The following is a 23,412-nucleotide window of genomic DNA, read 5'->3' on the forward strand; positions in this document are numbered from 1 at the left end:
CAGGACTTCTCGGAGGGGGATCTGGGGGGATCGCGGGGGTTCTGGTACGGAGGGGAAAACCCGAGGGGCCCGGTCCACTGGACCGGGCCCCTCGAAACATTCCGGCGTGCTCGCCGACAGGATCGCCAGAACTCGCCGGCAGGGTCGCTGGCAGAACACCCGCAAGGGTCGCTAGAAGAACACCCCGCACCGCAGCAGCACATTCGCGTACGGCCGCGCCTCCCCGGTCCGTACGACCAGCCGCGTGCCCGCCGACAGCTCCTTCAACTCCTCGTGGGGGACCAGCTCCAGCTCGGGGAAGCGGTCCTCCAGCAGCGCCGTCGCCTCCAGATTCGTCTCACGCACCTCGTACGCGGCCGTCGCCCCCTCGACCACGATCTCGTCGAGCAGCCCGTCCAGCACCTCCGCGAAGGACGGCACCCCGGCCCGGAATGCCAGGTCGACCACGCGCGGCCCCTCGGGCACCGGCATCCCCGCGTCGCACACCAGCACCCCGTGCCCGTGCCCCAACTCGGCGATGGCGCCCGCCAGATGACGGTTGAGTATCCCGGCCCGCTTCACAGCGCCGCGACCTCCTCGGCGGTCGGGAACGAGACCTGCGCCCCGGCTTTCGTGACGGCGGCGGCCCCCACCCGGGCCGCGTACGCGGCGGCCTCGGCGGGCTCCGCGCCCGCCCCCAGCCGCCACGCCAGCGCCGCCGTGAACGCGTCCCCGGCACCCGTGGTGTCCACGGCGTCCACCTTCACGGCCGCCACCCGCGCACTTCCCTCGGCGGTCGCGACCAACGCCCCCTCCGCGCCCAGCGTCACGACCACCGAACGCGGCCCGAGCGCCAGCAGTGCCCGCGCCCAGTCCTCCGGCGACGGCGACCCCGCGAGCTCGCCCCCGACGATGACCCGGGCCTCGTGCTCGTTGACGATCAGCGGATCACAGGCGGCCAGCACCTCCGCGGGCAACTCCCTCGGCGGCGACGGGTTCAGGACGAAACGGGTCCCCTCCGGCAGCCGCCGCACGACCTCCACGACCGTCTCCAACGGGATCTCCAACTGCGCGGAGACGACCCGGGACGCGCGCAGCAGGCCCTCCGCCGCGCGTACGTCCCCGGGGGTCAGCTTCCCGTTGGCGCCGGGCGACACCACGATGCTGTTGTCGCCCGACGGGTCCACCGTGATCAGCGCGACCCCGGTGGGCGCCCCGCCGACCAGCACCCCGGCCGTGTCGACCCCGGCCGCCCGCTGCGAGTCCAGCAGCAGGCGGCCGTTGCCGTCGTCGCCGACCCGCGCCAGCAGCGCCGTACGCGCCCCGAGCCGGGCCGCCGCCACCGCCTGGTTGGCGCCCTTGCCGCCGGGGTGGACGGCCAGGTCGGAGCCGAGCACGGTCTCCCCGGCCCCCGGCCGCCGCTCGACACCGATCACCAGGTCGGCGTTGGCCGATCCCACGACCAGCAGGTCGTAGTCGTACATGCGTGCTCCTTCGTGCGTCCTCGTGGTCAACCGCGGATCCGGCCGCCGCCGTCAGCCGCCGAACGCGGCCTTCGACCGTATGCGCGGCCGGCTCGCCGCCGCCGTCAGCCGCTGAACTCGGCCACGTTCTCCGACGTGACCACCTTCACCGGCACCATCACCGACTTCTCGACCTTCTCGCCCTTGGCGGCCTCGACGGCGTTGCGCACCGCGATCCTGCCGAGTTCCGCGGGCTGCTGCGCCACCGACGCGTACAGCGTGCCCGCCTCGACGGCCTTCAGCCCGTCGGCGGTGCCGTCGAAGCCGATGACCTGGACCGACTTCCCGGCCTTGGCACCGAGCGCCTTGATCGCGCCGAGCGCCATCTCGTCGTTCTCCGCGAAGACACCGTCGACGTCGGGGTTGGCCTGGAGCAGGTTCGTCATCACGTCGAGGCCCTTGGTGCGGTCCCAGTCGGCGGGCTGCTTGGCGAGGACCTTGATGCCCGGGTAGGCCTTCAGCCCCTCGGCGAAGCCGGCGCCGCGCTCCCGGCTGGCGGAGGTGCCCGCCTGGCCCTGGAGGATGACGATCTCGCCCTTGCCGCCCAGCTTCTCGGCGAGCGACTTGGCGGCGAGCTCGCCGCCGCTGACGTTGTCGGAGGCCACGAGCGCGGCCGTGTTCGCGCCGTTCACCGCGCGGTCGACGGCCACCAGCGGGATGTCCGCCTTGTTGACGGCCTTGGCCGCCGGGGTCACCGCGTCGGAGTCCACCGGGTTCACGATGATCGTGCCGAGGCCCTCACTGGTGAAGTTCTGCAGCTGGTTGGCCTGCTGCGAGGCGTCGTTCTGCGCGTCCGTGACCGACAGGTCCACGCCCAGCTTCTTCGCCTCGTCCTGGGCGCCCGCCCGGATCTGCACGAAGAAGGGGTTGTTGAGCGTCGACAGCGACAGCCCGATCTTCTCGCTCTTCGCCGCCGAGGACCCGGTGTGCAGGAACGAGGTCGCGCCCACGACCGCCGCCGCGACCACCGCGGCCAGCACGTACGTCACCGCCTGCTTCTTCCGGTCCCCGGAGCCGCCCGCACCGGCCGCCACCGGGGTCGCCCCCGCCTTCCGCCGCACCGTGTCCAGCAGCACCGCCAGCGCGATCACCACACCGATGACGACCTGCTGCCAGAAGGCGGACACGGACAGCAGGTTGAGGCCGTTCCTGAGCACCGCCAGGATCAGCGCGCCGATCAGCGTCCCCGACGCCTTGCCCGTACCGCCGGCCAGCGAGGCACCGCCGATGACGACCGCCGCGATCGCGTCCAGCTCGTAGCCCTGCGCGGCCTGCGGCTGCGCGGAGGAGAGCCGGGAGGCGAGCACGATGCCCGCGGCGGCGGCGAACAGCCCGGACAGCGCGTAGATGACGAGCTTCTGCCGCTTCACCCGCAGCCCGGAGAGCCGGGCCGCCTCCTCGTTGCCACCGATCGCGTACATGGCACGCCCGATGTACGTACGCCCGAGGATCACGGCCGTGACGGCACCGAGGACCAGCATCACCAGGACCGGCACCGGCAGCCAGCCGCCGAGGTTGTCACCGAGGTGCGACACCGACTCGGGGAAGGCGATCGGGCTGCCCTGCGAGATCACCAGCGACAGACCGCGGCCCACCGACAGCATGGCGAGCGTCGCGATGAACGGCGGCAGCTTCCCGTACGAGACGAGGAAGCCGTTGACGAGACCGCACGCGATGCCGGTGACGATGGCGAGGAGCACGGCTATCGGGACGGGTACGCCCTCCGAGGTCGCGCTCCAGGCCAGCACGGTGGCCGACAGCGCCGCCACCGAGCCGACCGACAGGTCGATGCCCGCCGAGACGATCACGAAGGTCACACCGAACGCGAGGATCGCGGTGACGGCGGCCTGGACACCGATGTTGAGCAGGTTGTCGGTCGTCAGGAAGTCGCCGGACAGCACCGACATCCCGACGACGAGGACGATCAGCGCGGTCAGCGCGCCGTTGTCGAGCAGGAGCCGGCGCAGCCCCGATGCTCCCGAGGCGCCACTCGCGCCCGTCGTGCTCTTGAGCGTGTCAGCGGCCATCGGGGGCCTCCGTTTCCGTCGCAGGGGTGGTGGGGTGGGAGACGGCGAGTGCCATCACCGCGTCCTGGGTGGCCTCGGCGGCGGGCAGTTCACCCGCGATCCGCCCCTGGGCCATGACCAGCACCCGATCGCTCATACCGAGCACCTCGGGCAGGTCACTGGAGATCATCAGCACGGCGGCACCGGCGGCCGTCAGCTCGTTGATCAGTTCGTAGATCTCGACCTTCGCGCCGACGTCTATCCCGCGCGTCGGCTCGTCGAGGATCAGCACCTTGGTGTTCGCCAGCAGCCACTTGCCGATGACGACCTTCTGCTGGTTGCCGCCCGAGAGGGTGCGGACGTGCTGGTGCAGCCCGGCCATCCGTACCCCGAGCCGCTCGGCGACCCCGGCCGCGTTCGCCCGCTGCCCCTTGAGGTCGACGAACCCGCCCCGGGTGGCGCCCCGCAGCGTCACCAGGCCGAGGTTCTCCTCCACGGACGCGTCCAGCACCAGCCCCTGGCCCTTGCGGTCCTCGGGCACGAGCCCGATCCCGGCGGCCATGGCGGCGACCACGTCGTCCTTGGGCACGGCGGAGCCACCGACCCGCACAGCCCCCTCGTCGTACGGATCTGCGCCGAACACGGCCCGCACGACCTCCGTACGACCGGCCCCGACGAGCCCCGCGATGCCGACGACCTCACCGGCCCGCACCTCGAAGCTGACGTCGTGGAAGACGCCGTCCCGTGTGAGTCCCTCGACGACGAGCAACGCCTCGCCGGAGTCCGCCCGCTCCCTCGGGTACTGCTGCTCGATGGACCGCCCGACCATGAGGCGTACGAGCTCGTCCTGCGGGGTGGTGGCGGGCAGCTGCCCGACGCTCTTCCCGTCCCGGATGACGGTCACGCGATCCCCCAGGGCGGCGATCTCCTCCAGGTGATGGGTGATGAAGACGATCCCGACCCCGTCCTCGCGGAGCCGTCGCACGATGGCGAAGAGCCTCTCGACCTCCTCGGTCGTCAGCACGGCGGTCGGCTCGTCCATGATCAGCACACGCGCGTCGAGGCTCAACGCCTTGGCGATCTCGACCATCTGCAGCCGGGCGATCCCGAGTTCACGCACGCGCGCGCGTGGCGAGACGTTGACCCCCACCCGCTCCAGCAGCTCGGCGGCGTCGGCCTCCATCCGCTTCCGGTCGATCATCCCGAAGCGGCGCGGCTGCCGCCCCAGGAAGATGTTCTCGGCGACGGTCAGATCGGGCACCAGGTTGAACTCCTGGTAGATGGTGGCGATCCCGAGCCGCTCGGAGTCCTGCGCACCATGGATGCGCACCTCCTCGCCGGCTGCCAGGACCCGCCCCGCGTCGGGCGTGTAGGCGCCGGAGAGCATCTTGATGAGCGTGCTCTTGCCCGCGCCGTTCTCACCGAGCAGGACGTGCACCTCGCCCCGGCGCAGTTCGAAGTCGACGCCGTCCAGCGCGACCACACCGGGAAAGGTCTTGCGTATGCCTTCGATGCGCAGCAACTCGTCAGGGTCGCTCACGACGTGCTCCTGTTCTGTGCGTGTTCCTCGCCGCACGAGAGGCGTACGACGAGACGGGCGGGGAGGGTGACCGACTGCGGGGGCCGCCCCTCGATGCGGTCGACCAGAGCCCGCACGGCGGCCCGCCCCAGCTCGCCCGTCGGCTGGGCCACCGCCGTGATCGGCGGATCGGTGTGCACGAACCACGGGATGTCGTCGAACGCGGCCAGCCCGACATCCTGAGGAACCCGCATCCCGCGCGCGCGGACGGCGTCCAGCGCACCGAGAGCCATCAGGTTGTCGGCGGCGAAGACGACCTGCGGCGGCTCGGACAGATCGAGGAACCCCTCCATCACCCGCCGCCCGCTCTCGGCCTGGAAGTCGCCCTGACCTATGTACGCGTCCGGCAGTGGCAGCCCGTGCTCGGCGAGCGCCTCCCGGAAGACCTCGACCCGCTCCCGGCCGGTCGTGGTCGCGGCCGGCCCGGCGATGATCGCGAGCCGCCGGTGCCCAAGCCCGTACAGATGAGCGACCAGATCCCGCACGGCCGCGCGCCCGTCCGCCCGCACCACCGGCACGTCCACGCCCGGGATCCACCGGTCCACGAACACCATCGGCGTCCCGGCCCGCACGGCGTCCAGCATCAACGGCGAACCACCGTCGGTCGGCGACACGAGCAGGCCGTCGATCCGCCGGTCGAGCAGATTCCGCACATGGTGATCCTGAAGCTCGGGCCGCTCGTCGGCGTTCCCGATGATCACGCTGTACCCGAGCGCCCGCGCCTCTTCCTCGACGGACCGCGCCAGCTCGGTGAAGTACGGGTTCATCACGTCACTGATGACGAGCCCGAGCGTGTGGGTCTGATCCGTACGCAACGACCGCGCGACGGCGTTCGGCCGGTACCCCAGCGTCTCGACGGCGGCCATCACCCGCGCCCGCGCCTCCGCGCTGACCGACGGATGGTCGTTGAGCACCCGGGACACGGTGGCGACGGACACCCCCGCCTCGGCCGCGACATCCTTGATGCTCGCCATCGCCGGCCCACCTCCTCGTGGAATCGATTACATCGATGTGTACGGGAGGATTGGAATCGATTACACGAGGGTGGGGCAAGGGGTCGGCAGTGGCCGAAATCCAATCGTGACCGGGAGGGTGGTGGGGTCGACAGGCCGCGTGATGGAGGGTGCGGGCGCCGATGGCCCTACGCCGCCGCCAGCTCGCACCACACGTACTTGCCCCGCTCGCCGAACCTGGCCGACGGCATCCACCCCCAGTACTTCGTGCAGGCCACGACGAGACCCAGGCCGCGTCCGTCCTCCTGCTCGCCCACCGACTCCAGCGGCTGTGGCGGTTGCGGCGGTTCGGGATCGGCGTCCCATGCCCCGATCCACACCACTCCCTCCGCCGACCGCCGTACCCGGAGAGCGGCGGGCCCCTTCGTGTGCCGTACGGCGTTGGAGACGAGCTCGGTCGCGAGCAACTCCGCCGTGTCCACCAGCCCGATGAGACCGTGCATGGTGAGGATCAGCCGCAGGGTGCGACGGCAGATGGTCACGGCTCTGAGGTCGTTGGGGATCAGGAGGGTGTAGTCCCAGGTTTCGGGCACGGGTCGTCAACTCCGTTGGCTGAGGGGGGATTTCGCGCACGGTGGCATTGCCGGCGCCGTCATGGCGGGACGGGGCGGTGCGCTTCCGTAGCGTGTTCTCTGCGTCACCGACAGTAGGCCTAACAATTCATCCCAAGCAACCTGATCGCGTAATCTGGCTCCGAACGAGCCGCCTCGGCGGGAGTTGGACCAAGGAGTGAGCAGTGGTTCTGAGGCGCGAGCCAACCGCACGTCAGATGCGCCTGGCGACCGAACTGCGCAGGCTTCGTGATGCGGCCGGGCTCAGTGCGACCGAGGCGGCGGCGCGGCTCGGTGTGGGACGCGTCCAGCTGAGCCACATCGAGTCCGCACTCACGGGCGTCAGTGAGCGACGACTCCGGCACCTCGCATCCCACTACGCCTGTACCGATGAGGAGTTCATCGAAGCTCTGGTCAAGATGGCCACGGAACGGACATGTGGATGGTGGGAGGAGTACCGGGATCTGCTGCCCGCGTCGTTCCTGGACCTGGCTGAGCTGGAGCATCACTCCCGGTTCCAGCACAACCTGGCCATCCTGTATGCGCCGGGTCTCCTGCAGACCGAGGCCTACGCTCGTGCCGTATACGCCACACGAATTCCCGAACTGACGGAAGAGGCGCTGGAGTTGCGTGTGCGCCACCGTATGGCACGTCGTGCGATCCTCGAAGGCCCCTCACCGATCCGCCTCGACGCCGTTGTCCATGAAGCGGCGCTCCGCATCATGGTCGGCACTCGTGCCACAGCACGAGGACAGCTCACCCACCTCCTGGAAGTGTCCGAAGCGGAGCACATCGGTGTGCGGGTCGTCCCCTTCGACATGGAGGGCTTCTCCTGGGCCGGCAGCTCGATGACCTACGTGGGCGGCAGCGTGACCAGACTGGACACGGTGATCCGAGACGGCCCCACGGGTGCGCTCCACATTGATGCGGAGGACCAACTGGCCACATATCGCGCTCGCTTCCGACAGGTGAGCGCGAGGGCGCTCGACCCCGAGCAGTCGCACGAATTCATCAGGCGTCTGGCAAAGGAGCTGTGAGGCACTTCATGACCGACCCCAGCAACTGGCGAAAGTCGTCCTACTCCGGCGACGGTGACGGCGACACTTGCGTGGAGATAGCCGTCACCCCCACCCACACAGCGGTCCGAGACTCCAAGGCTCCAGCGCGGGCCACCCTCACCTTCCTCGCCCCCTCCTTCACCGCGTTCATCAGTGCCCTCAAGAGGTCGACAAGGAGCGTGTAGGCCCCCCCCGGACAAGGGTGGGCCTCAGCCTGGCCAGGGGTGCCGGAGCGGGCCCTTGTCAACGAGTTCCGTCGTACCGCGGCGCGCCGCCCCGCAGACGCCCCGACGAGATGGGCCGCCAGCCGGAGCGGACGGCCCATCTCGGGCAGGGCATGAGGCCTGACGGCGGGTTCAGCGAATGCCGTCAGGTGCTGTCACAGGCGCGGGTCCGGACCGGCCGGAGGCCAGGTCAGGACTCGCAGCCGAGCTCCTGGTCTCCGGAGTCCGACGTGCAGCTGTCGCTGCCGTCCCCTCCCTGGGCGGAGTCGCCCGGAGCCTGATCGACGTTGTCCAGGATGTCGTTGCCCGCCCCGCCGCTCAGAAGGTCGACGCCCGGTCCCCCGACGAGGACGTCCGCGCCGCTGCCGCTCAACAGGGTGTCCCGTCCTTCTCCGCCCGCGATGGACTGACGGCCGGTGGCGTCCTGGGCGTACACCGTGTCGTTGCCCGGTCCGGCGTCGAGCGAGGCACGCAGGCCGGTTCTCTGGGCGATGGTGTCCTGCTGGTCGCCGGCCACGACGAGGATCGTCCGGGTGCCGGCCGGGCAGGAGACGGAACCGTCACTGTTGGGCGTGCACCCCACTCCCGCGGAAGTGGACGCCCCGGTGTCGATGACGGTGACGGTGCTCCCGGACGGGTTGATGAAGATCCTGTTCCTCTCCCCGGCCGCCGCGTTGACGAAGATGAACGCGTCGTTGGCCTGCACCACCGTCGCGCTTGCCTGCACCGCCCCCGTTGCGGCAGACGCCGGGCCGGTGGACACCAGCAGCGCGGCACCCGCTGCCGCCGCTGCCGCCTGTAATCCCCTGCGGGTTGACATAGCCATGCTGCTCCTGTCGTTGGAACGCTCGTGCCGACCGCTGGTCGAAGCGGCGGCGCATGGGTTCAGCGTCCGCGCCAGGCGGTGAAGGGACATGGGGGACGAGCCCCCAGTTATGCGCGTCCCCCGACGCTGCCCGCTTCGCGTCGTCGCACCGTCCTGCGGAGCCCGCATCCCTCTCGCGCGGATGGCGTCGAGCGCACCCAGCGCCATCAGGTTGTCCGCCGCGAAGACGACCTCGGGCGGCTCGGCCAGGTCGAGGAACCCCTCGGTCACCCGGTGCCCGTTCTCGGCCTGGATGTCGCCCTGCCCCTGTGCAGTCGTCCGGCAGCGGCAGCCCGTGCTCGCCCAGGGCGTCCCTGAAGGCATCGATCCGCGACATGGTGGCGGCGGACACTCCCGCCTCGGCCGCGACATCCTTGATGCCCGCCATCGCCGCCCGGGCAAGGAGGGGGCAGTGGCCGAAATTCCACGTGACCGCGGGGCCGACCCGAGACGCGCCGAGCGGGGTGGCGCGCGACCCGCGCACCACCCCGCTCGACCCCGATCCGTCCGGGCAGGGGTCCAGGAGCCGTCAGAGACGGCCTAGACCCAGGTCTTGCCTGCCGCGTTGGACTTCAGCTTGTGCTTCTTGACCTTGTCCTTGCAGAAGCGACAGGCGGTCTCCTTCGCCTTCTTGTACGTCCAGGCCGTGATCTTCCCTCCCAGACTTCTTCCGATCTTGTTGTTGTACTGGTCGGCCTTGGAGTCGCGCTTCGCCGCCGCGGAGCTTCCCGCGTTCCTCTCATGGGCGTTCCCGAGGGCCTTGGCCAGGCTGGAACCGACGGCCCAGGTCAGCATCGCCTGCCAGATGCAGTGGCGGTAGGCGTTCTGCTTCGCCCCGTGCGAGTACCGCTTCTTCGCCTCTCCCAGGGCCCAGTAGGTGATGTAGGCCATGTCCGCGCACCACAGCAGGAACAGGGCGCAGATCGCGGCCTCCGGCACGAGGCCGTTGATGCTGTAGTTCCCGCTGATGTCGTAGCAGTTCACCGGGTCGGCGAAGCAGTAGTCGTACGAACTGGCGTTGCCTCCGACGATCCGGTCGACGGAGAGGAACCGCCCCGTGTCCGCGTCGTAGAGGCGGACCCCCATGAGCGTGACGCTGCTGGGCGTCTCGGACGAGCGCTGCTCCCCGCCGAGCCAGCCGTAGCGGGACGCGTCCGTTCCCGGCAGGAGCTTGCCGTACTCGTCGTAGGTGTTGACCACGGGAGTGGTGGCGTCCGCCAGGGGGATCTGGGTGGCTATGTCGCCGTGGAGATTGGTGAGTTGGAGAACCACGTCACCTGCGGCGCCGGTGGTGGCGATCAGGCTCCCCGTCAGGTCCGACAGGTTGCGGGTGATCTTGTTGTTGCTCTCGCCGGACCACGTGGGATTGTCCCCGTCGGCCCCGTAGTGGTTGCGGACGGTCGCCGTGGTGGCCCAGGTCCCGCCCTCGTCCTGACTCTCGGTCGTGGACGAGGCGAGCCTCCCGGCCGCGTCGAGGCTCCAGGTGGTGCGCTCGCCACGCGCCGTGATCTGGCGGACCAGATCGTTGGCGTAGTAGGAGTACTGGGCGCCGCTCGACTGGGTGGTCGTGCGGCCGAAGGCGTCGTAGGCGGTGCCGGTCCCGATCAGCCGGTCGGCGCTGTCGTAGGTGGAGTTGACCGTCCTGCTGGTGGGGGCACCCCCGTCCACGTCGTCGACGGTGGTCACCAGGGACGTGCGGTTGGTGTTGTCGTCGAACCCGTACCCGCGGTGGGTCGTGACACCCGTCTGGGTGTCGTCGGCCTTGGTCAGGCGACCGGCCGCGTCGTAGGAGTACTCCTGGTACGCCCCACCGCCCGTGTACGTGGTGCGGGAGACGACCTGACCGTGGATGTTCTCACTGATCGACTCGCCCTGGACCGTCCAGCCGGACTCCCAGTGCCAGTAGCGCGAGGTCTCACTGCCCGTCGGGTCCAGGTTGAACTCGACGTCCATGTTCCAGGGCAGCTTCTGCTTGTAGAGGCGCCCGTCGGAGTCGTAGGAACCGGTGACGTCGCCGATGCCGCCCATGACGGAGTCGTGCATCCGGGTCGGCAGGCCCGTCAGACTGTCGTAGTCGTACGTGGTCTCCGAGGGAGCCGAGTCGGATCGCCTGGTGACACGGTCGCGGGCGTCGTACTCGGTGCGCGTGACGTTGCCCGCGCCGTCGTCGTACGAGATCTCGCGGCCGAGCTTGTCGGTGCCGTGGCGGATCGTGGTGGCGCCGTCGGACATGGTGGCCACTTGGCCGTTGGCGGGATCGAAGGTGATCGTCTGCGTGGGTACGGCCGTGCCGACGCCCCCGCTGATCTGGATCTGCTTGCCCCGGCCGGCCGCGTCGTACGTGGTGACGGTGGTGCGTGTCACCCCGTTGGCGGTCTCGGTGACCTTGGTGGCGTTGCCCCAGCGGTCGTACTCGAGGGTCTTGGTGGGCAGCTCGTCGGGGTTCGAGCCGCCCCCGGTGATCTTTCCTGCCGGGCCACTGGAGCACAGCAGGTCGGCCCATTCGGGGCGCCCCGCGCACGCGCCGGTCCCGCCGGCGGACCAGTACTGGGACACCACCGTTCCGGCGTCGGACCCGTTGGACTTGGGCTGGCTGTTCTTGGTGATGCGCCCCTGGGCGTCGTAGACGGAGGCCCGGGTCAGCTTGAGCCCGGTCGGGTCCGTGACGCTGCTGACCGGCAGGCCCTTGGCCCAGTCGTAGGCGGTCGTGCTGGTACGCACGTCGCCGTCGGCCGGGTAGTCCTCGACGAAAGCACCCGTCGACGTCGTGGTCGGCTGGTCCATGACCAGAGCGGACCCGTCGGTGGGGCGGCCCTCGTCGTACCGCGTGACGGTGTGTTCCCGCGCGGGCACCAGGGTGCGGGCCGGGATGTCGGGGCTGTCGGCGTCGCCCTGGAGCTGCTTGGTCAGGGTGACCAGGTGCAGCGGTCCGAGCTGGTCCACCATCCGCCTGCCGTCGCTGGAGTACTTCGCGACGGTGGCCAGCTTCTGGGCACGCTCGGCCGTCGAATCGGAGCGGATGCCGAGTTCGCTCTGGGTGTTGACCTGATATTCCTCGCTGCCGAGAGCGAGTTCGCGGTTGGTGGCCCCCAGTTCGAAGACGATGTTGCCGAACGCGTCGTACTGCGTGGTGGTCAGGTGCCGACCGGGCAGACCGGTGTTGACCTGGAGCCCCGAGGCGTTGGTGTAGGTGGTGGTCGCCTTGTCGTAGTCCCCCGCGGCGAGATCGTTCCCGCTGTGCGAGGCGGGCACCTGATCGGTGGGGAAGATGGCGGTGGCGTCCGTGGGCGCGTCCGTCTGCGCCCAGGTCCTGGTGTCCACCGGGGCCACCTGGTTCGGCGCCTTGGTGCCGGAGAGCGGAACGTCGTAGACGAGGGAGAGCGTCGCCCTGCCGCCGTCCGGCTCGTCCTTGCTGCCCGGCTTCAGCGTGGGCCGCGACACGGACAGCACCATGCCGTCACCGGCCACCGAACTGGCGCCCGCCTTGCCGTACTCGAACGTCCACGGCAACTCGCCCGGCGGGGTCTGGGTGACCACCCGGCCCGCACTGTCGTAGGTGTAGGTCGTCTTCAGCGCCGGGGAGATCCGGGGATCCCACTGCTCACGCAGGCGGCCCGAGGCGTCGTACGCGTAACTGGACACCACGGTGGCGGTGGCGTTCGCCGCGCCCGGGTTGGTGGACCACTGGCGGATGCGGTAGACCTGCCCGGCGTAGTCGCCCAGCGTGCTGCCGGTCGCCGTGGTCGTGGTGGCGTACTGGTACTCCAGGATCCGACAGCCCTTGGTCGAAGGGGCGTTCGCGCAGGTCTCGTTGCTCACGGCGGACGAGGGAGCGATCGCGTACTTCGGCCGGGCCAGCACGGCTCCGCCCACGGTGACCTTCTCCGAGATCAGCGAGGTGGTGGAGTTCTCCGTCGACAGCGAGCTCTTGGAGAGCTGCCAGGTCGTCGCGGCCGTGTCGATCTTGGTGAACTGCGAGGTGGTCCCCTCGGTGTCCTTCAGGGTGAAGGAGCCCGTCAGGCTGCCGGTGAGGGTCAGGGACTCGGCCCCCTCCTCGGGCTTCCACCCGCCGCCGCTCGTCGCGGTGAACCCGGTTTCCTCCCCTTCGACGTCCACCAACGCGACCGAGGTGCTCGACGTCTTGCGGATGTACAGCATTTGGGAGTCGCTGAGTTCCGCGGCGGTACCCGCGGTCCACTGCGGACCGAAGATGGCGACCTGCCCCTCCTGCTGCCCACCGGCAGTGGGACGGCGTGAGGAGGCGGTGCGGCTCGCGGTCAGCCCGAAGGACGAACTGTCCGTCGCGGACACCGTGTAGTCACCGGTGAGCATGTTCACGTCGCCCGGGCCGGCGGCCTGGGTCGGCGCGGCGCCCGCGTCGCGGTCGACGGTGATGGAGGTGGCCGGGGAGGCGTCGGTGCTGGAGCCGTCGGTGAAGACCGCGCGGAGGTCCAGCGGACCGTCCTCGCCGAGGGTGCCGGTGATGTTCCAGACGAGTTCGTCCGGCACGCCACCGGTCACCTTCACCGGCCAGGTGGCGACGGCCGTGTCGTCCGACTTGCGTCGCACATCGGCGACGGGAACGTCCTTCCAGGTGTCGGTCTCACCGCGCCGGTACTGGTAGCGGACCCCCGTGTCGGCGGTCTTGCCCTGGCCGGACAGGACGGTCCGCCGCGCGGGGCGGTCCCCCTGGGCCGGGGAGAGCAGTGCGGCGCCCGAGCCCGCGTAGAAGGTGAAGGTGGTCTGGGCGGAGGCGTTGCCGGCGGCGTCCTTCGTGCGGGCGGTCAGGATGTGCTTGCCCGCGCGGAACACCGGCTTGGCCGTCACCGCCGCGCCGGCGGTGGCGATCGTCTGCCAGGCTCCGCCGTCCAGTTGCCACTGGACCTCCTTCACGTCCGCCGACGGCGGGGTGAGGGTGAAGCTTCCGGTGAAGTCGCCGCTGCCGTTGGGAGCGCCGGACCACTGCCCGGCGGGGAAGTCGCCGGAGGCGATCGAGGTCGCGGCGGGGGACGTGGTGTCCACCGTCAGGGTGCGGAAAGCCGACCAGGCACTGGTGGCGGAGCCGTCTCCCGCGCGGACCCGCCACTTGTAGGAGCCCGCCGCGAGCGCGGCCGGGGTCCAGTTGGCCTGTGCTCCGGAGGCGACCGCCGCACTGGAACCGGTGCGCAGAGCGGAGGTTCCGGTGGACGTCCACACCTCGTAGTCGAGGGTGACCTGCGAGCCGTCACCGTCCAGGGCCTTCGCCGACAGGGTCGGCGTGGTGTCGTTGGTGGCCGCCGCGCTCAGCGGGGCCAGCAGAGTCGGCTGCTCGGGAATCGAGTTGTAGGTGACCGACAGATAGGGGGTGTTGGAGGCCGCGTTGCCGGAGTTGAAGCGCTTCCAGCCGTACGGGTCCGTCTCGTCCGTGGCCCGCAGGCCCAGGTGGTTGGTGCCGTTGCCGCTGCTCGCCCAGGCCTTCGCCAGGGAGGTCACGTCGGCGGACACCCACCCGTCGTTGCAGGCGCTGGAGAAGCCCTTGGTCTGGGTGCTGGTGGCGTGCTTCGTCTCCCAGGCCGGCTGCGAGGTCCAGCGCGAGGCGGTGCTCGCGGCTCCGGTGGACCACACCTCCCAGCTCTTCGGGGTGCAGGACCACGAGTGGTAGGCGAACAGATTGAGCTTCGCCGCGGAGACCTGCTTGCCCGTGATGTTCTTCATCGGGAACGACAGGAACGACCGCGCCACCTGAGAAGAACCGTTGTTGCCGAGCTTGAGGTCGGTGGAGGCGGACTCGTCGGCGGTGTGACCCTCCTGCACGAAGGCGTCGAAGCTGGCCCCCACGTTGATCGCGGGGTCGATCGTCACCGGGAACCGCGTCGCGTCGTCGGCCAGGAACTTCGCGTCCGGTGTCAGGGTCAGGGTGACCGTGTCGCCGTCCTGGGCCACCTTCACCGCGACGGGCGCGGTGCGCTTGTGCTCACCGGACCTGGCGTCCACCTGCGCGTCCCACATCACCGGCGCGGGCAGGACCCCCACGGTCCTGCCCTTGGCGTCGGAGAAGGAGACCGAGCCGTCCGCCTTCTCCTTCGCGGTCAGCCCCTTGGCGGTCAGGCTGTAGGCGATCGCCCCGCTCGCGTCGACGGCGGAACGATCCTTCAGCTCCAGGAACTGCTCGTAGCCGGTACGGGTCGACTCGATCAGGAGGTCCGTCGAGGGCAGAGCGCTCCGGTAGCGGGCGATGTTCTTCTCCGCGCCCTCGATCTCCGGCGTGGGCAGGGTCCCGTACCAGCCCAGCTCCATCCGCTGCCCGGTCCGGCCCTCCAGGGTCACGAGGGGGACGCCGGCCGAACCGGTGCTCTCCCCGACATCCTTCAGCCCCTTGGGGGCCTTGCTCTTTCCGGCGAGGCGCAGTCCGTGCGGATGCCGCCGGGCGCCGAGCGAGCCGTCCGAGAGCTTCCGCAGGGAGACGTCGACGTCCTGCCACCGGTCCTGGTCGTCCTGGAACCGGATCGGTCCCGCATACGCGGTCTGGGTGACCGAACCGTCCGGGTTGACGTAGGTCGTGGACGTCTCCGTGCGGGCGTCCAGCGCCTCGATCCGACGGTTCTGGATCTTCGCCTTCAGTCGGGCGGCGGCCACCGATCCGGCGGTCGCGGACCCGAGGTCCTTCGCCGGCTTGTTCCGGTCGGCAGCCGGGGCTTCGCGGCCCGAGGCCACTGCCACGTTGGTGGTTCCCACGATCACGGCGGTCTCGAACGCCATCGCCAGGACGACGGTCGCCGCCACCGAGCGCAGGCGTCTTCGCCGGGCCGGTGGGAGGAAGGGCTGGACGGACGGTCTGTCCGATCTCCACCCTTGTCTGAGGAAGGTGGCTATCAAGCTCACTCCTTGCAACGGTGCGGAATCTTCCCGCAAGAACCTGAAGATCTTCATGAGGTCCTCACGGAAGTCAATCCGCCGCATGCAAAGCGCTTGTTTCCAGCCAAAGTTGGCGGAAAGCAAGTGAGCTGACTACCAGCTACCGGCTACCAGCCATCGCCACTCGGTCCGGGCGGCCTCAGTCCGAGCAACTGGCCGCGGAGCCGTCGGCCGTTGAGTTGACGGCCACGCGGTAGCCGAACCCGGCGTCGAAGTCGGGCCCGGTCTTCGTCTCCTCCGCGTCCAGGATCTCCTTGGTCAGGAAGTAGACGTCCAGCGTCGTGGCGTCGTCCGTCTTGCCACGGGTGAAGCACAGGCTCGCGGAGCGGTTCTCCTTCAGCGCCTGTCGCGTGGCCTTGGACGGCTTCCACCCCTCGCGCTCCGCCGCGGCCTCGTAGTACTGGATCACTTCGGCCTTGTCGCCGGGGAAGACGTAGGTCCGGTCGGCGTACAGCCACGCTTCGCCGCTGTCCTCCCAGCAGCCTGCCTGGAGGTCCTCGAAGCCCTGGGGCACGATCGTCCCCGGGGGCCGGGAATCGAGAACGTCGTACGACTTCAGCGCATCGACGCGGCTCCCGGTGTCCTCGCACGAGGCGGAGGCGGCATCCGCGAGAGGCCGGCACCCGGTGAGCGCTCCGGTCGCCAGCGCGGCAGTCAACAGAAGGGCGGCGCACCGGCCGGTTCGCTTACGAGGCGTCAAGTCGGCTCCTGTCATCGACGTGCCGCGGCAGCCGACTTCACTGCCTGAGACCATATATATGCGATCAGTGACATTAGCATCTCTTCGGCAGGCGGTGGCCTGTCATACCTCCCCGGTACCGTCGGATCATGGCTCAACAGGCGGGCAGTCCCCCCGGTGAACGGCGACTAGCCGTGCTCGAAGGCGTCCTGGAACGGATCACGTACGCCAACGAGGACAACGGCTACACGGTCGCGCGCGTGGACACCGGCCGGGGCGGTGGCGATCTTCTGACCGTCGTCGGTGCCCTCCTCGGCGCACAGGTCGGCGAATCCCTCCGGATGGAGGGCCGTTGGGGCTCGCACCCCCAGTACGGCAAGCAGTTCACGGTGGAGAACTACACCACCGTCCTCCCGGCCACCGTCCAGGGCATCCGCCGTTACCTCGGCTCCGGCCTCGTCAAGGGCATCGGTCCGATCTTCGCCGACCGCATCACCCAGCACTTCGGCCTGGACACGCTCCAGATCATCGAGGAGGAGCCGAAGCGCCTCATCGAGGTCCCCGGTCTCGGCCCCAAGCGCACCAAGAAGATCGCCGACGCCTGGGAGGAGCAGAAGGCGATCAAGGAGGTCATGCTCTTCCTCCAGACGGTCGAGGTCTCCACGTCCATCGCCGTCCGCATCTACAAGAAGTACGGCGACGCCTCGATCGGCGTCGTGAAGAACCAGCCGTACCGGCTCGCCGCCGACGTCTGGGGCATCGGCTTCCTCACCGCCGACAAGATCGCCCAGTCCGTCGGCATCCCCCACGACAGCCCGGAGCGCGTCAAGGCGGGCCTGCAGTACGCCCTTTCGCAGGCCACCGACCAGGGCAACTGCTTCCTCCCGGAGGAACGTCTGATCGCCGACGCGGTCAAGCTCCTCCAGGTCGACACGGGCCTGGTCATCGAGTGCCTGGCCGAACTCGCCCTGCCCGACGAGGAGTCCGGCGAACCCGGCGTCGTACGCGAGAAGGTGCCGGGCCAGGACGGGGGAGACCCTGTCACGGCCATCTACCTCGTCCCCTTCCACCGCGCCGAACTCTCCCTCTCCGCCCAGCTGTTGCGCCTCCTGCGCACCGACGGCGACCGTATGCCCGGCTTCCACGACGTGGCCTGGGACAAGGCACTGGCATGGCTGCGGGGGCGCACGGGCGCGGAGTTGGCCCCGGAGCAGGAGGCGGCCGTACGCCTCGCGCTGACCGAGAAGGTGGCCGTGCTGACCGGTGGCCCGGGATGCGGCAAGTCCTTCACGGTCCGCTCGATCGTGGAGCTGGCCCGCGCCAAGAAGGCGAAGGTCGTGCTCGCCGCCCCCACCGGCCGGGCCGCCAAGCGTCTCGCCGAGCTGACCGGCGCCGAGGCCTCCACCGTCCACCGCCTCCTGGAGCTGAAGCCCGGCGGCGACGCGGCCTACGACAAGGACCGCCCGCTGGACGCCGATCTGGTGGTCGTCGACGAGGCCTCCATGCTGGACCTCCTGCTCGCCAACAAACTGGTGAAGGCGGTGCCGCCGGGCGCGCACCTCCTCTTCGTCGGGGACGTCGACCAGCTCCCCAGCGTCGGCGCCGGCGAGGTCCTCCGCGATCTCCTGGCCGACGGCAGCCCGATCCCCGCCGTCCGTCTCACCAAGGTGTTCCGCCAGGCCCAGCAGTCCGGTGTGGTGACCAACGCGCACCGGATCAACTCCGGGCAGCACCCGGTCACCGACGGCATGAAGGACTTCTTCCTCTTCGTCGAGGACGACACGGAGGAGGCGGGGCGGCTCACGGTCGACGTCGCGGCCCGTCGTATTCCGGCCAAGTTCGGGCTCGACCCGCGCCGGGACGTCCAGGTGCTGGCGCCCATGCACCGGGGCCCGGCCGGCGCGGGCACCCTCAACGGTCTGCTCCAGCAGGCCATCACCCCCGCCCGCCCCGACCTCGCCGAGAAGCGGTTCGGCGGCCGGGTCTTCCGCGTCGGAGACAAGGTCACCCAGATTCGCAACAACTACGAGAAGGGCGAGAACGGCGTCTTCAACGGCACCGTCGGCGTGGTCACCGCGCTCGACCCGGTCGACCAGCGGCTGACGGTCCTCACCGACGAGGACGAGGAGGTGCCGTACGAGTTCGACGAACTGGACGAGCTGGCGCACGCCTACGCGGTGACGATCCACCGGTCCCAGGGCAGTGAGTACCCGGCCGTGGTGATCCCGGTCACCACCGGAGCCTGGATGATGCTCCAGCGCAATCTCCTCTACACGGCCGTGACCAGGGCGAAGAAACTGGTGGTCCTGGTCGGCTCCCGCAAGGCGATCGGCCAGGCGGTCCGCACGGTCTCCGCCGGCCGCCGGTGCACGGCCCTCGACTTCCGGCTCGCACCACGGGTTTTGTAGGTCCAGGGCCCACTTCGGGGGAACCTCTCGCGTCGTTCCGGCGGCTCGTGAGTGAAATTTGATCGATCAAATGAGTCGTAAAGGTCACACAGCCCTTCCAGATGTCGGACGGAGGGGGCAGGATGAGCAAGTTGGCGGCACTGAGTGCCGCCGATGGGCCCGATGGTCGACCCCGAGTGCACTCTCCAGAGCCAATTGGGGGATGGTAGAGACAGTCAGGGCACCTCGAAGAAGAGGCACTACGTCGGTGAGGGATGACGTGAGCGACAACTCTGTAGTACTGCGGTACGGCGACGGCGAGTACACCTACCCGGTGATCGACAGCACCGTCGGCGACACGGGCTTCGACATCGGGAAGCTCCGGGCCCAGACCGGTCTGGTCACCCTGGACAGCGGCTACGGCAACACCGCTGCCTATAAATCCGCCATCACCTATCTCGACGGTGAGCAGGGCATCCTTCGGTACCGCGGCTACCCGATCGAGCAGCTGGCCGAGCGCTCCACCTTCCTCGAGGTGGCGTACCTGCTGATCAACGGTGAGCTTCCGACCGTCGACGAGCTCTCCACGTTCCAGAACGAGATCACGCAGCACACCCTGCTGCACGAGGACGTCAAGAACTTCTACCGGGGCTTCCCCCGGGACGCCCACCCGATGGCGATGCTCTCCTCCGTGGTCAGCGCCCTGTCGACGTTCTACCAGGACAGCCACAACCCGTTCGACGAGCGGCAGCGCAACCTCTCCACGATCCGCCTGCTCGCCAAGCTGCCGACCATCGCGGCGTACGCGTACAAGAAGTCGATCGGTCACCCGTTCGTATACCCGCGCAACGACCTCGGTTACGTCGAGAACTTCCTGCGCATGACCTTCTCGGTCCCGGCCCAGGAGTACGACCTCGACCCGGTCGTGGTCTCGGCGCTCGACAAGCTCCTCATCCTGCACGCCGACCACGAGCAGAACTGTTCGACGTCGACGGTCCGCCTGGTCGGCTCGTCCCAGGCGAACATGTTCGCGTCGATCTCCGCCGGTATCTCCGCGCTCTGGGGCCCGCTGCACGGCGGCGCCAACCAGTCCGTGCTTGAGATGCTGGAGGGCATCCAGGCCAACGGCGGCGATGTCGACTCCTTCATCCGCAAGGTGAAGAACAAGGAGGACGGCGTCCGCCTGATGGGCTTCGGTCACCGGGTCTACAAGTCCTTCGACCCGCGCGCCAAGATCATCAAGGCCGCCGCGCACGACGTCCTCTCGGCCCTCGGCAAGTCCGACGAGCTGCTGGACATCGCGCTGAAGCTGGAGGAGCACGCGCTCTCCGACGACTACTTCGTCTCGCGCAACCTCTACCCGAACGTGGACTTCTACACGGGTCTGATCTACCGCGCCATGGGCTTCCCGACCGAGATGTTCACGGTCCTCTTCGCCCTCGGCCGCCTTCCGGGCTGGATCGCCCAGTGGCACGAGATGATCAAGGAGCCGGGCTCCCGCATCGGCCGCCCCCGCCAGATCTACACGGGCGTCGTCGAGCGCGACTTCGTCCCGGTCGAGGCGCGCTGACCGAGTACGCGTAGCAAGGGCCCGTACGGAGAGCCGTCCGCACGGGCCCACTGCTTTTCCCTCTGGGGCCCGCTCACTGCCGCACGGCTTCTGCCTCTGGGCCTCCTCACTGCCTCACGGCAGCAGAGGGCGCCCTGCGGCGAGTGAGCCGAAGGGGCGCGCCTGTGTCGAGAGCCCGACCGCGCGGAGGCCCGAAGGGTCGAGCACGGTCGGGCTCTCGACACAGGCACAAGCGCCCCGGAGGCGAACCGAGCCCAAAAAAATAGCGAGAAGGCGCCCTGCGCCGCTGGTCCCCCCACGGGCCGGCGAGCAGGGCGCCTTCCCATGTCCCGGTACGGATTCCCCCCACGGGATCCGGCCGGGCGTCTGGTGGGCACAGCGCCTGAATCGCTGAGCTCGACGAGCAGAACTCGTCGTCCTACCTGTATGCGGTTGAAGAGCGGCGGTGTGCGGTCTGCCGGGACGCGTACGTACGGGAGGGCCGCTCAAAGCTCCCCGGTGCACGTGCCCCGGCAACGCAATTCCGGGAACGTCCCCCAAGACATCCCCAGATGCCAGTCACGCCCCCCAAGACGCTTCTGACATCGCCAACTTAGACTCACGAACCCCTTCAGTGGTTACGTTCACATCACTGTGATCTGCGTCTCCTGCGAAATGTCCTGAAGATGCGCAAGAGACCTGATTCAGCGACCGAGGCCCCAGCGTAAGGATGATGCGCGAGCCTTGTGAAGAGCTTATGTGAGGCTACTTCCGGACTCTAGAGGGACTTTTGCCCGGCGGTCACGAAAATGTCCTGAGTCGCAAGCTGTTCGTTACCACGAAAACGGACGAAAAGGCCATAGCCGCCCCCGCGATCATCGGGTTGAGCAATCCGGCGGCGGCCAGCGGCAGCGCGGCCACGTTGTATCCGAACGCCCAGGCCAGATTGCCCTTGATCGTGGACAGGGTCCGCCGCGACAGCCGGATGGCGTCGGCGGCCACCCGCAGGTCCCCGCGCACCAGCGTCAGGTCGCCCGCCTCGATCGCCGCGTCCGTCCCCGTGCCCAGGGCGAGCCCCAGATCGGCCACGGCCAGCGCGGCGGCGTCGTTGACGCCGTCGCCGACCATCGCGACCGTACGGCCCTCGCCCTGGAGGCGGCGTACGACGTCGACCTTGTCCTCGGGCAGCACCTCGGCGATCACATGCTCGGGGGCGACGCCGACCGCCGTGGCCACGGACCGGGCCACGCGCTCGTTGTCCCCGGTCAGCAGCATCGGGGTGAGTCCGAGCGCCCGCAGCCGCCGTACCGCCTCGGCGCTGGTCTCCTTGATCGCGTCGGCGACCGTGACGACACCGAGTGCCACACCGTCGCGGAGGACGACGACCGCCGTGTGCCCCTCGTCCTCGGCGGCCTCCTTGGCGCGCCGCAGGGCCTCGGGGAGCGGCTCGTCGTGGAATCGGCCCACCCGGACGTCGTAGCCCTTCACCAGGCCGCGCACGCCCCTCCCGGGCACGTTCTCGAAGCGCTCCACGGGCGGCAGGGCGCCCACGCGCTCCTCGGCGCCCGCGGCGATCGCCCGGCCCACCGGGTGTTCGGAGGCGTGTTCGACGGCGCCGGCGAGACGCAGGAGGCCGGCCTCGGCCTCGGTGTCGATGCCGGCCCCGGCGACGTACACCCGCTGGAGCGTCATCCGGCCAGTGGTGACGGTGCCGGTCTTGTCGAGGACGACGGTGTCGACGCGGCGGGTGGACTCCAGGACCTCGGGGCCCTTGATGAGGATGCCGAGCTGGGCGCCGCGACCGGTGCCGACCAGCAGGGCGGTCGGGGTGGCGAGGCCGAGCGCGCACGGGCAGGCGATGATCAGCACCGCGACGGCCGCCGTGAACGCGGCGGTGGCGTCGCCCGTGGCGCCGAGCCAGGTGCCGAAGGTGGCCATCGCGATCAGGATGACGACCGGCACGAACACCGCCGAGACGCGGTCGGCGAGCCGCTGCACCTCCGCCTTGCCGTTCTGCGCGTCCTCCACCAGCCGCGCCATCCGCGCCAGCTGGGTGTCCGCGCCGATCCGGGTCGCCTCGACGACCAGCCGCCCGCCGGCGTTCACGGTCGCGCCCGTGACGGCGTCGCCGACGGTCACGTCCACCGGCACCGACTCGCCGGTCAGCATCGACGCGTCGACGGCGGAGGCGCCCTCCACGACGGTGCCGTCGGTGGCGAACTTCTCACCGGGGCGCACGACGAAACGGTCGCCCACGGCCAGCTGCCCGACCGGGACGCGCACCTCCCGCCCCTGCCGGAGCACCGAGACGTCCTTGGCGCCCAACCTCAGCAGCGCCTTGAGCGCGGCGCCCGCGCGGCGCTTGGAGCGGGCCTCCAGATAGCGGCCGAGCAGGATGAACGCGACCACCCCTGCGGCCACTTCGAGATAGATCGTCGACGAGCCCGCCGTGCGGGAGACGGTGAACTCGAAGCCGTGCCGCATGCCCGGCATGCCCGCGTGCCCGAAGAACAAAGCCCACAGGGACCAGCCGAAGGCGGCGAGCGTGCCGACGGAGACGAGGGTGTCCATCGTGGCCGCGCCGTGCCGGAGGTTGGTGAACGCGGCCCGGTGGAAGGGCAGCCCGCCCCAGACGACGACCGGCGCGGACAGCGTCAGCGAGAGCCACTGCCAGTTGTCGAACTGGAGGGCGGGGATCATGGCCATGAGAACGACGGGTACCGCGAGCAGCGCCGAGACGGTGAGCCGTTGCCGCAGCGAGGCGAGTTCGGGGTCCGTCTCCTCCGCGGCGACGGCTGCCTGCTCGGACCGCGGCGGGGCCGGGGGCGGTGGCTCCTCGGCCGTGTAGCCGGTCTTCACCACGGTGGCGATGAGGTCGGCGACCTCCGTCCCCGAGGGGTAGGTGACCTTCGCCTTCTCCGTCGCGTAGTTCACCGAGGCGGTGACCCCGTCCATGCGGTTGAGCTTCTTCTCCACGCGGGCCGCGCAGGAGGCGCAGGTCATCCCGCCGATGGTCAGCTCGACCTCGTGGACGGTGTCGCTCGTGGCGGCTGCCGCGGTGGTGCTCGTCATGTCCGTGCCCGTACGTCCGTGGCCGTGCCTGGT

14 protein-coding genes and 1 pseudogene are annotated in these 23,412 nt (G+C 69.8%); 4 read left to right on the top strand and 11 right to left on the bottom strand.

The window, feature by feature from the left end; all coding sequences use genetic code 11:
- Positions 1–171 precede the first annotated feature (171 nt).
- From rbsD to P8T65_RS29845, 6 genes are all read right to left on the bottom strand, one after another.
- A complete protein-coding gene (gene rbsD / locus P8T65_RS29820; protein ID WP_316728266.1) occupies positions 172–561 on the bottom strand; it encodes a D-ribose pyranase in 390 nt (129 codons plus the stop codon).
- Positions 558–1,463 (bottom strand): ribokinase, encoded by a 906-nt coding sequence (locus P8T65_RS29825; RefSeq protein WP_217177784.1) that lies wholly within the window; start codon positions 1,461–1,463, stop codon positions 558–560. Before P8T65_RS29825 ends, rbsD begins: the two co-directional genes overlap by 4 nt.
- Before the next feature lie 104 nt (positions 1,464–1,567).
- Positions 1,568–3,529: a substrate-binding domain-containing protein gene (locus P8T65_RS29830; RefSeq protein WP_316728267.1), complete on the bottom strand. Its 1,962-nt coding sequence runs from the start codon at positions 3,527–3,529 to the stop codon at positions 1,568–1,570.
- Positions 3,519–5,048: a sugar ABC transporter ATP-binding protein gene (locus P8T65_RS29835; RefSeq protein ID WP_316728268.1), complete on the bottom strand. Its 1,530-nt coding sequence runs from the start codon at positions 5,046–5,048 to the stop codon at positions 3,519–3,521. The genes P8T65_RS29830 and P8T65_RS29835 overlap by 11 nt, the downstream gene beginning before the upstream one ends.
- Complete coding sequence (locus tag P8T65_RS29840; protein ID WP_316728269.1) at positions 5,045–6,061, bottom strand: LacI family DNA-binding transcriptional regulator; 1,017 nt, start codon at positions 6,059–6,061, stop codon at positions 5,045–5,047. The genes P8T65_RS29835 and P8T65_RS29840 overlap by 4 nt, the downstream gene beginning before the upstream one ends.
- A 167-nt stretch (positions 6,062–6,228) precedes the next feature.
- Positions 6,229–6,633, bottom strand: a complete 405-nt coding sequence (locus P8T65_RS29845) for an ATP-binding protein (protein ID WP_316728270.1) — start codon at positions 6,631–6,633, stop codon at positions 6,229–6,231.
- A gap of 203 nt (positions 6,634–6,836) precedes the next feature.
- Between P8T65_RS29845 and P8T65_RS29850 the strand changes: the two genes are divergently transcribed.
- Positions 6,837–7,688: a helix-turn-helix transcriptional regulator gene (locus tag P8T65_RS29850; RefSeq protein WP_316728271.1), complete on the top strand. Its 852-nt coding sequence runs from the start codon at positions 6,837–6,839 to the stop codon at positions 7,686–7,688.
- Between the two features lie 8 nt (positions 7,689–7,696).
- Complete coding sequence (locus tag P8T65_RS29855; RefSeq protein ID WP_316728272.1) at positions 7,697–7,894, top strand: DUF397 domain-containing protein; 198 nt, start codon at positions 7,697–7,699, stop codon at positions 7,892–7,894.
- 229 nt (positions 7,895–8,123) lie between these two features.
- Here the strand turns inward: P8T65_RS29855 and P8T65_RS29860 are convergent, their stop codons facing one another.
- From P8T65_RS29860 to P8T65_RS29875, 4 genes and pseudogenes are all read right to left on the bottom strand, one after another.
- Positions 8,124–8,759 (bottom strand): hypothetical protein, encoded by a 636-nt coding sequence (locus P8T65_RS29860; RefSeq protein WP_316731783.1) that lies wholly within the window; start codon positions 8,757–8,759, stop codon positions 8,124–8,126.
- A 150-nt stretch (positions 8,760–8,909) separates the two neighbouring features.
- Positions 8,910–9,165, bottom strand: a pseudogene (locus tag P8T65_RS29865) (substrate-binding domain-containing protein); the annotation flags it as partial.
- A gap of 173 nt (positions 9,166–9,338) precedes the next feature.
- Positions 9,339–15,560: a DNRLRE domain-containing protein gene (locus P8T65_RS29870; protein WP_316728273.1), complete on the bottom strand. Its 6,222-nt coding sequence runs from the start codon at positions 15,558–15,560 to the stop codon at positions 9,339–9,341.
- A 271-nt stretch (positions 15,561–15,831) separates the two neighbouring features.
- Positions 15,832–16,392 carry a hypothetical protein gene (locus P8T65_RS29875; RefSeq protein WP_316728274.1) on the bottom strand — a complete coding sequence of 187 codons (561 nt, stop codon included), beginning with the start codon at positions 16,390–16,392 and terminating at the stop codon, positions 15,832–15,834.
- A 128-nt stretch (positions 16,393–16,520) separates the two neighbouring features.
- Here P8T65_RS29875 and P8T65_RS29880 point away from each other — a divergent pair, with 128 nt between their 5' ends.
- A complete protein-coding gene (locus P8T65_RS29880; protein ID WP_316728275.1) occupies positions 16,521–18,779 on the top strand; it encodes an ATP-dependent RecD-like DNA helicase in 2,259 nt (752 codons plus the stop codon).
- A 259-nt stretch (positions 18,780–19,038) separates the two neighbouring features.
- Complete coding sequence (locus tag P8T65_RS29885; RefSeq protein WP_184893910.1) at positions 19,039–20,328, top strand: citrate synthase; 1,290 nt, start codon at positions 19,039–19,041, stop codon at positions 20,326–20,328.
- A gap of 780 nt (positions 20,329–21,108) precedes the next feature.
- Here the strand turns inward: P8T65_RS29885 and P8T65_RS29890 are convergent.
- Positions 21,109–23,379: a heavy metal translocating P-type ATPase gene (locus P8T65_RS29890; RefSeq protein ID WP_316728276.1), complete on the bottom strand. Its 2,271-nt coding sequence runs from the start codon at positions 23,377–23,379 to the stop codon at positions 21,109–21,111.
- Between the last annotated feature and the right edge of the window lie 33 nt (positions 23,380–23,412).

This window comes from Streptomyces sp. 11x1, assembly GCF_032598905.1.
Classification (GTDB): domain Bacteria; phylum Actinomycetota; class Actinomycetes; order Streptomycetales; family Streptomycetaceae; genus Streptomyces.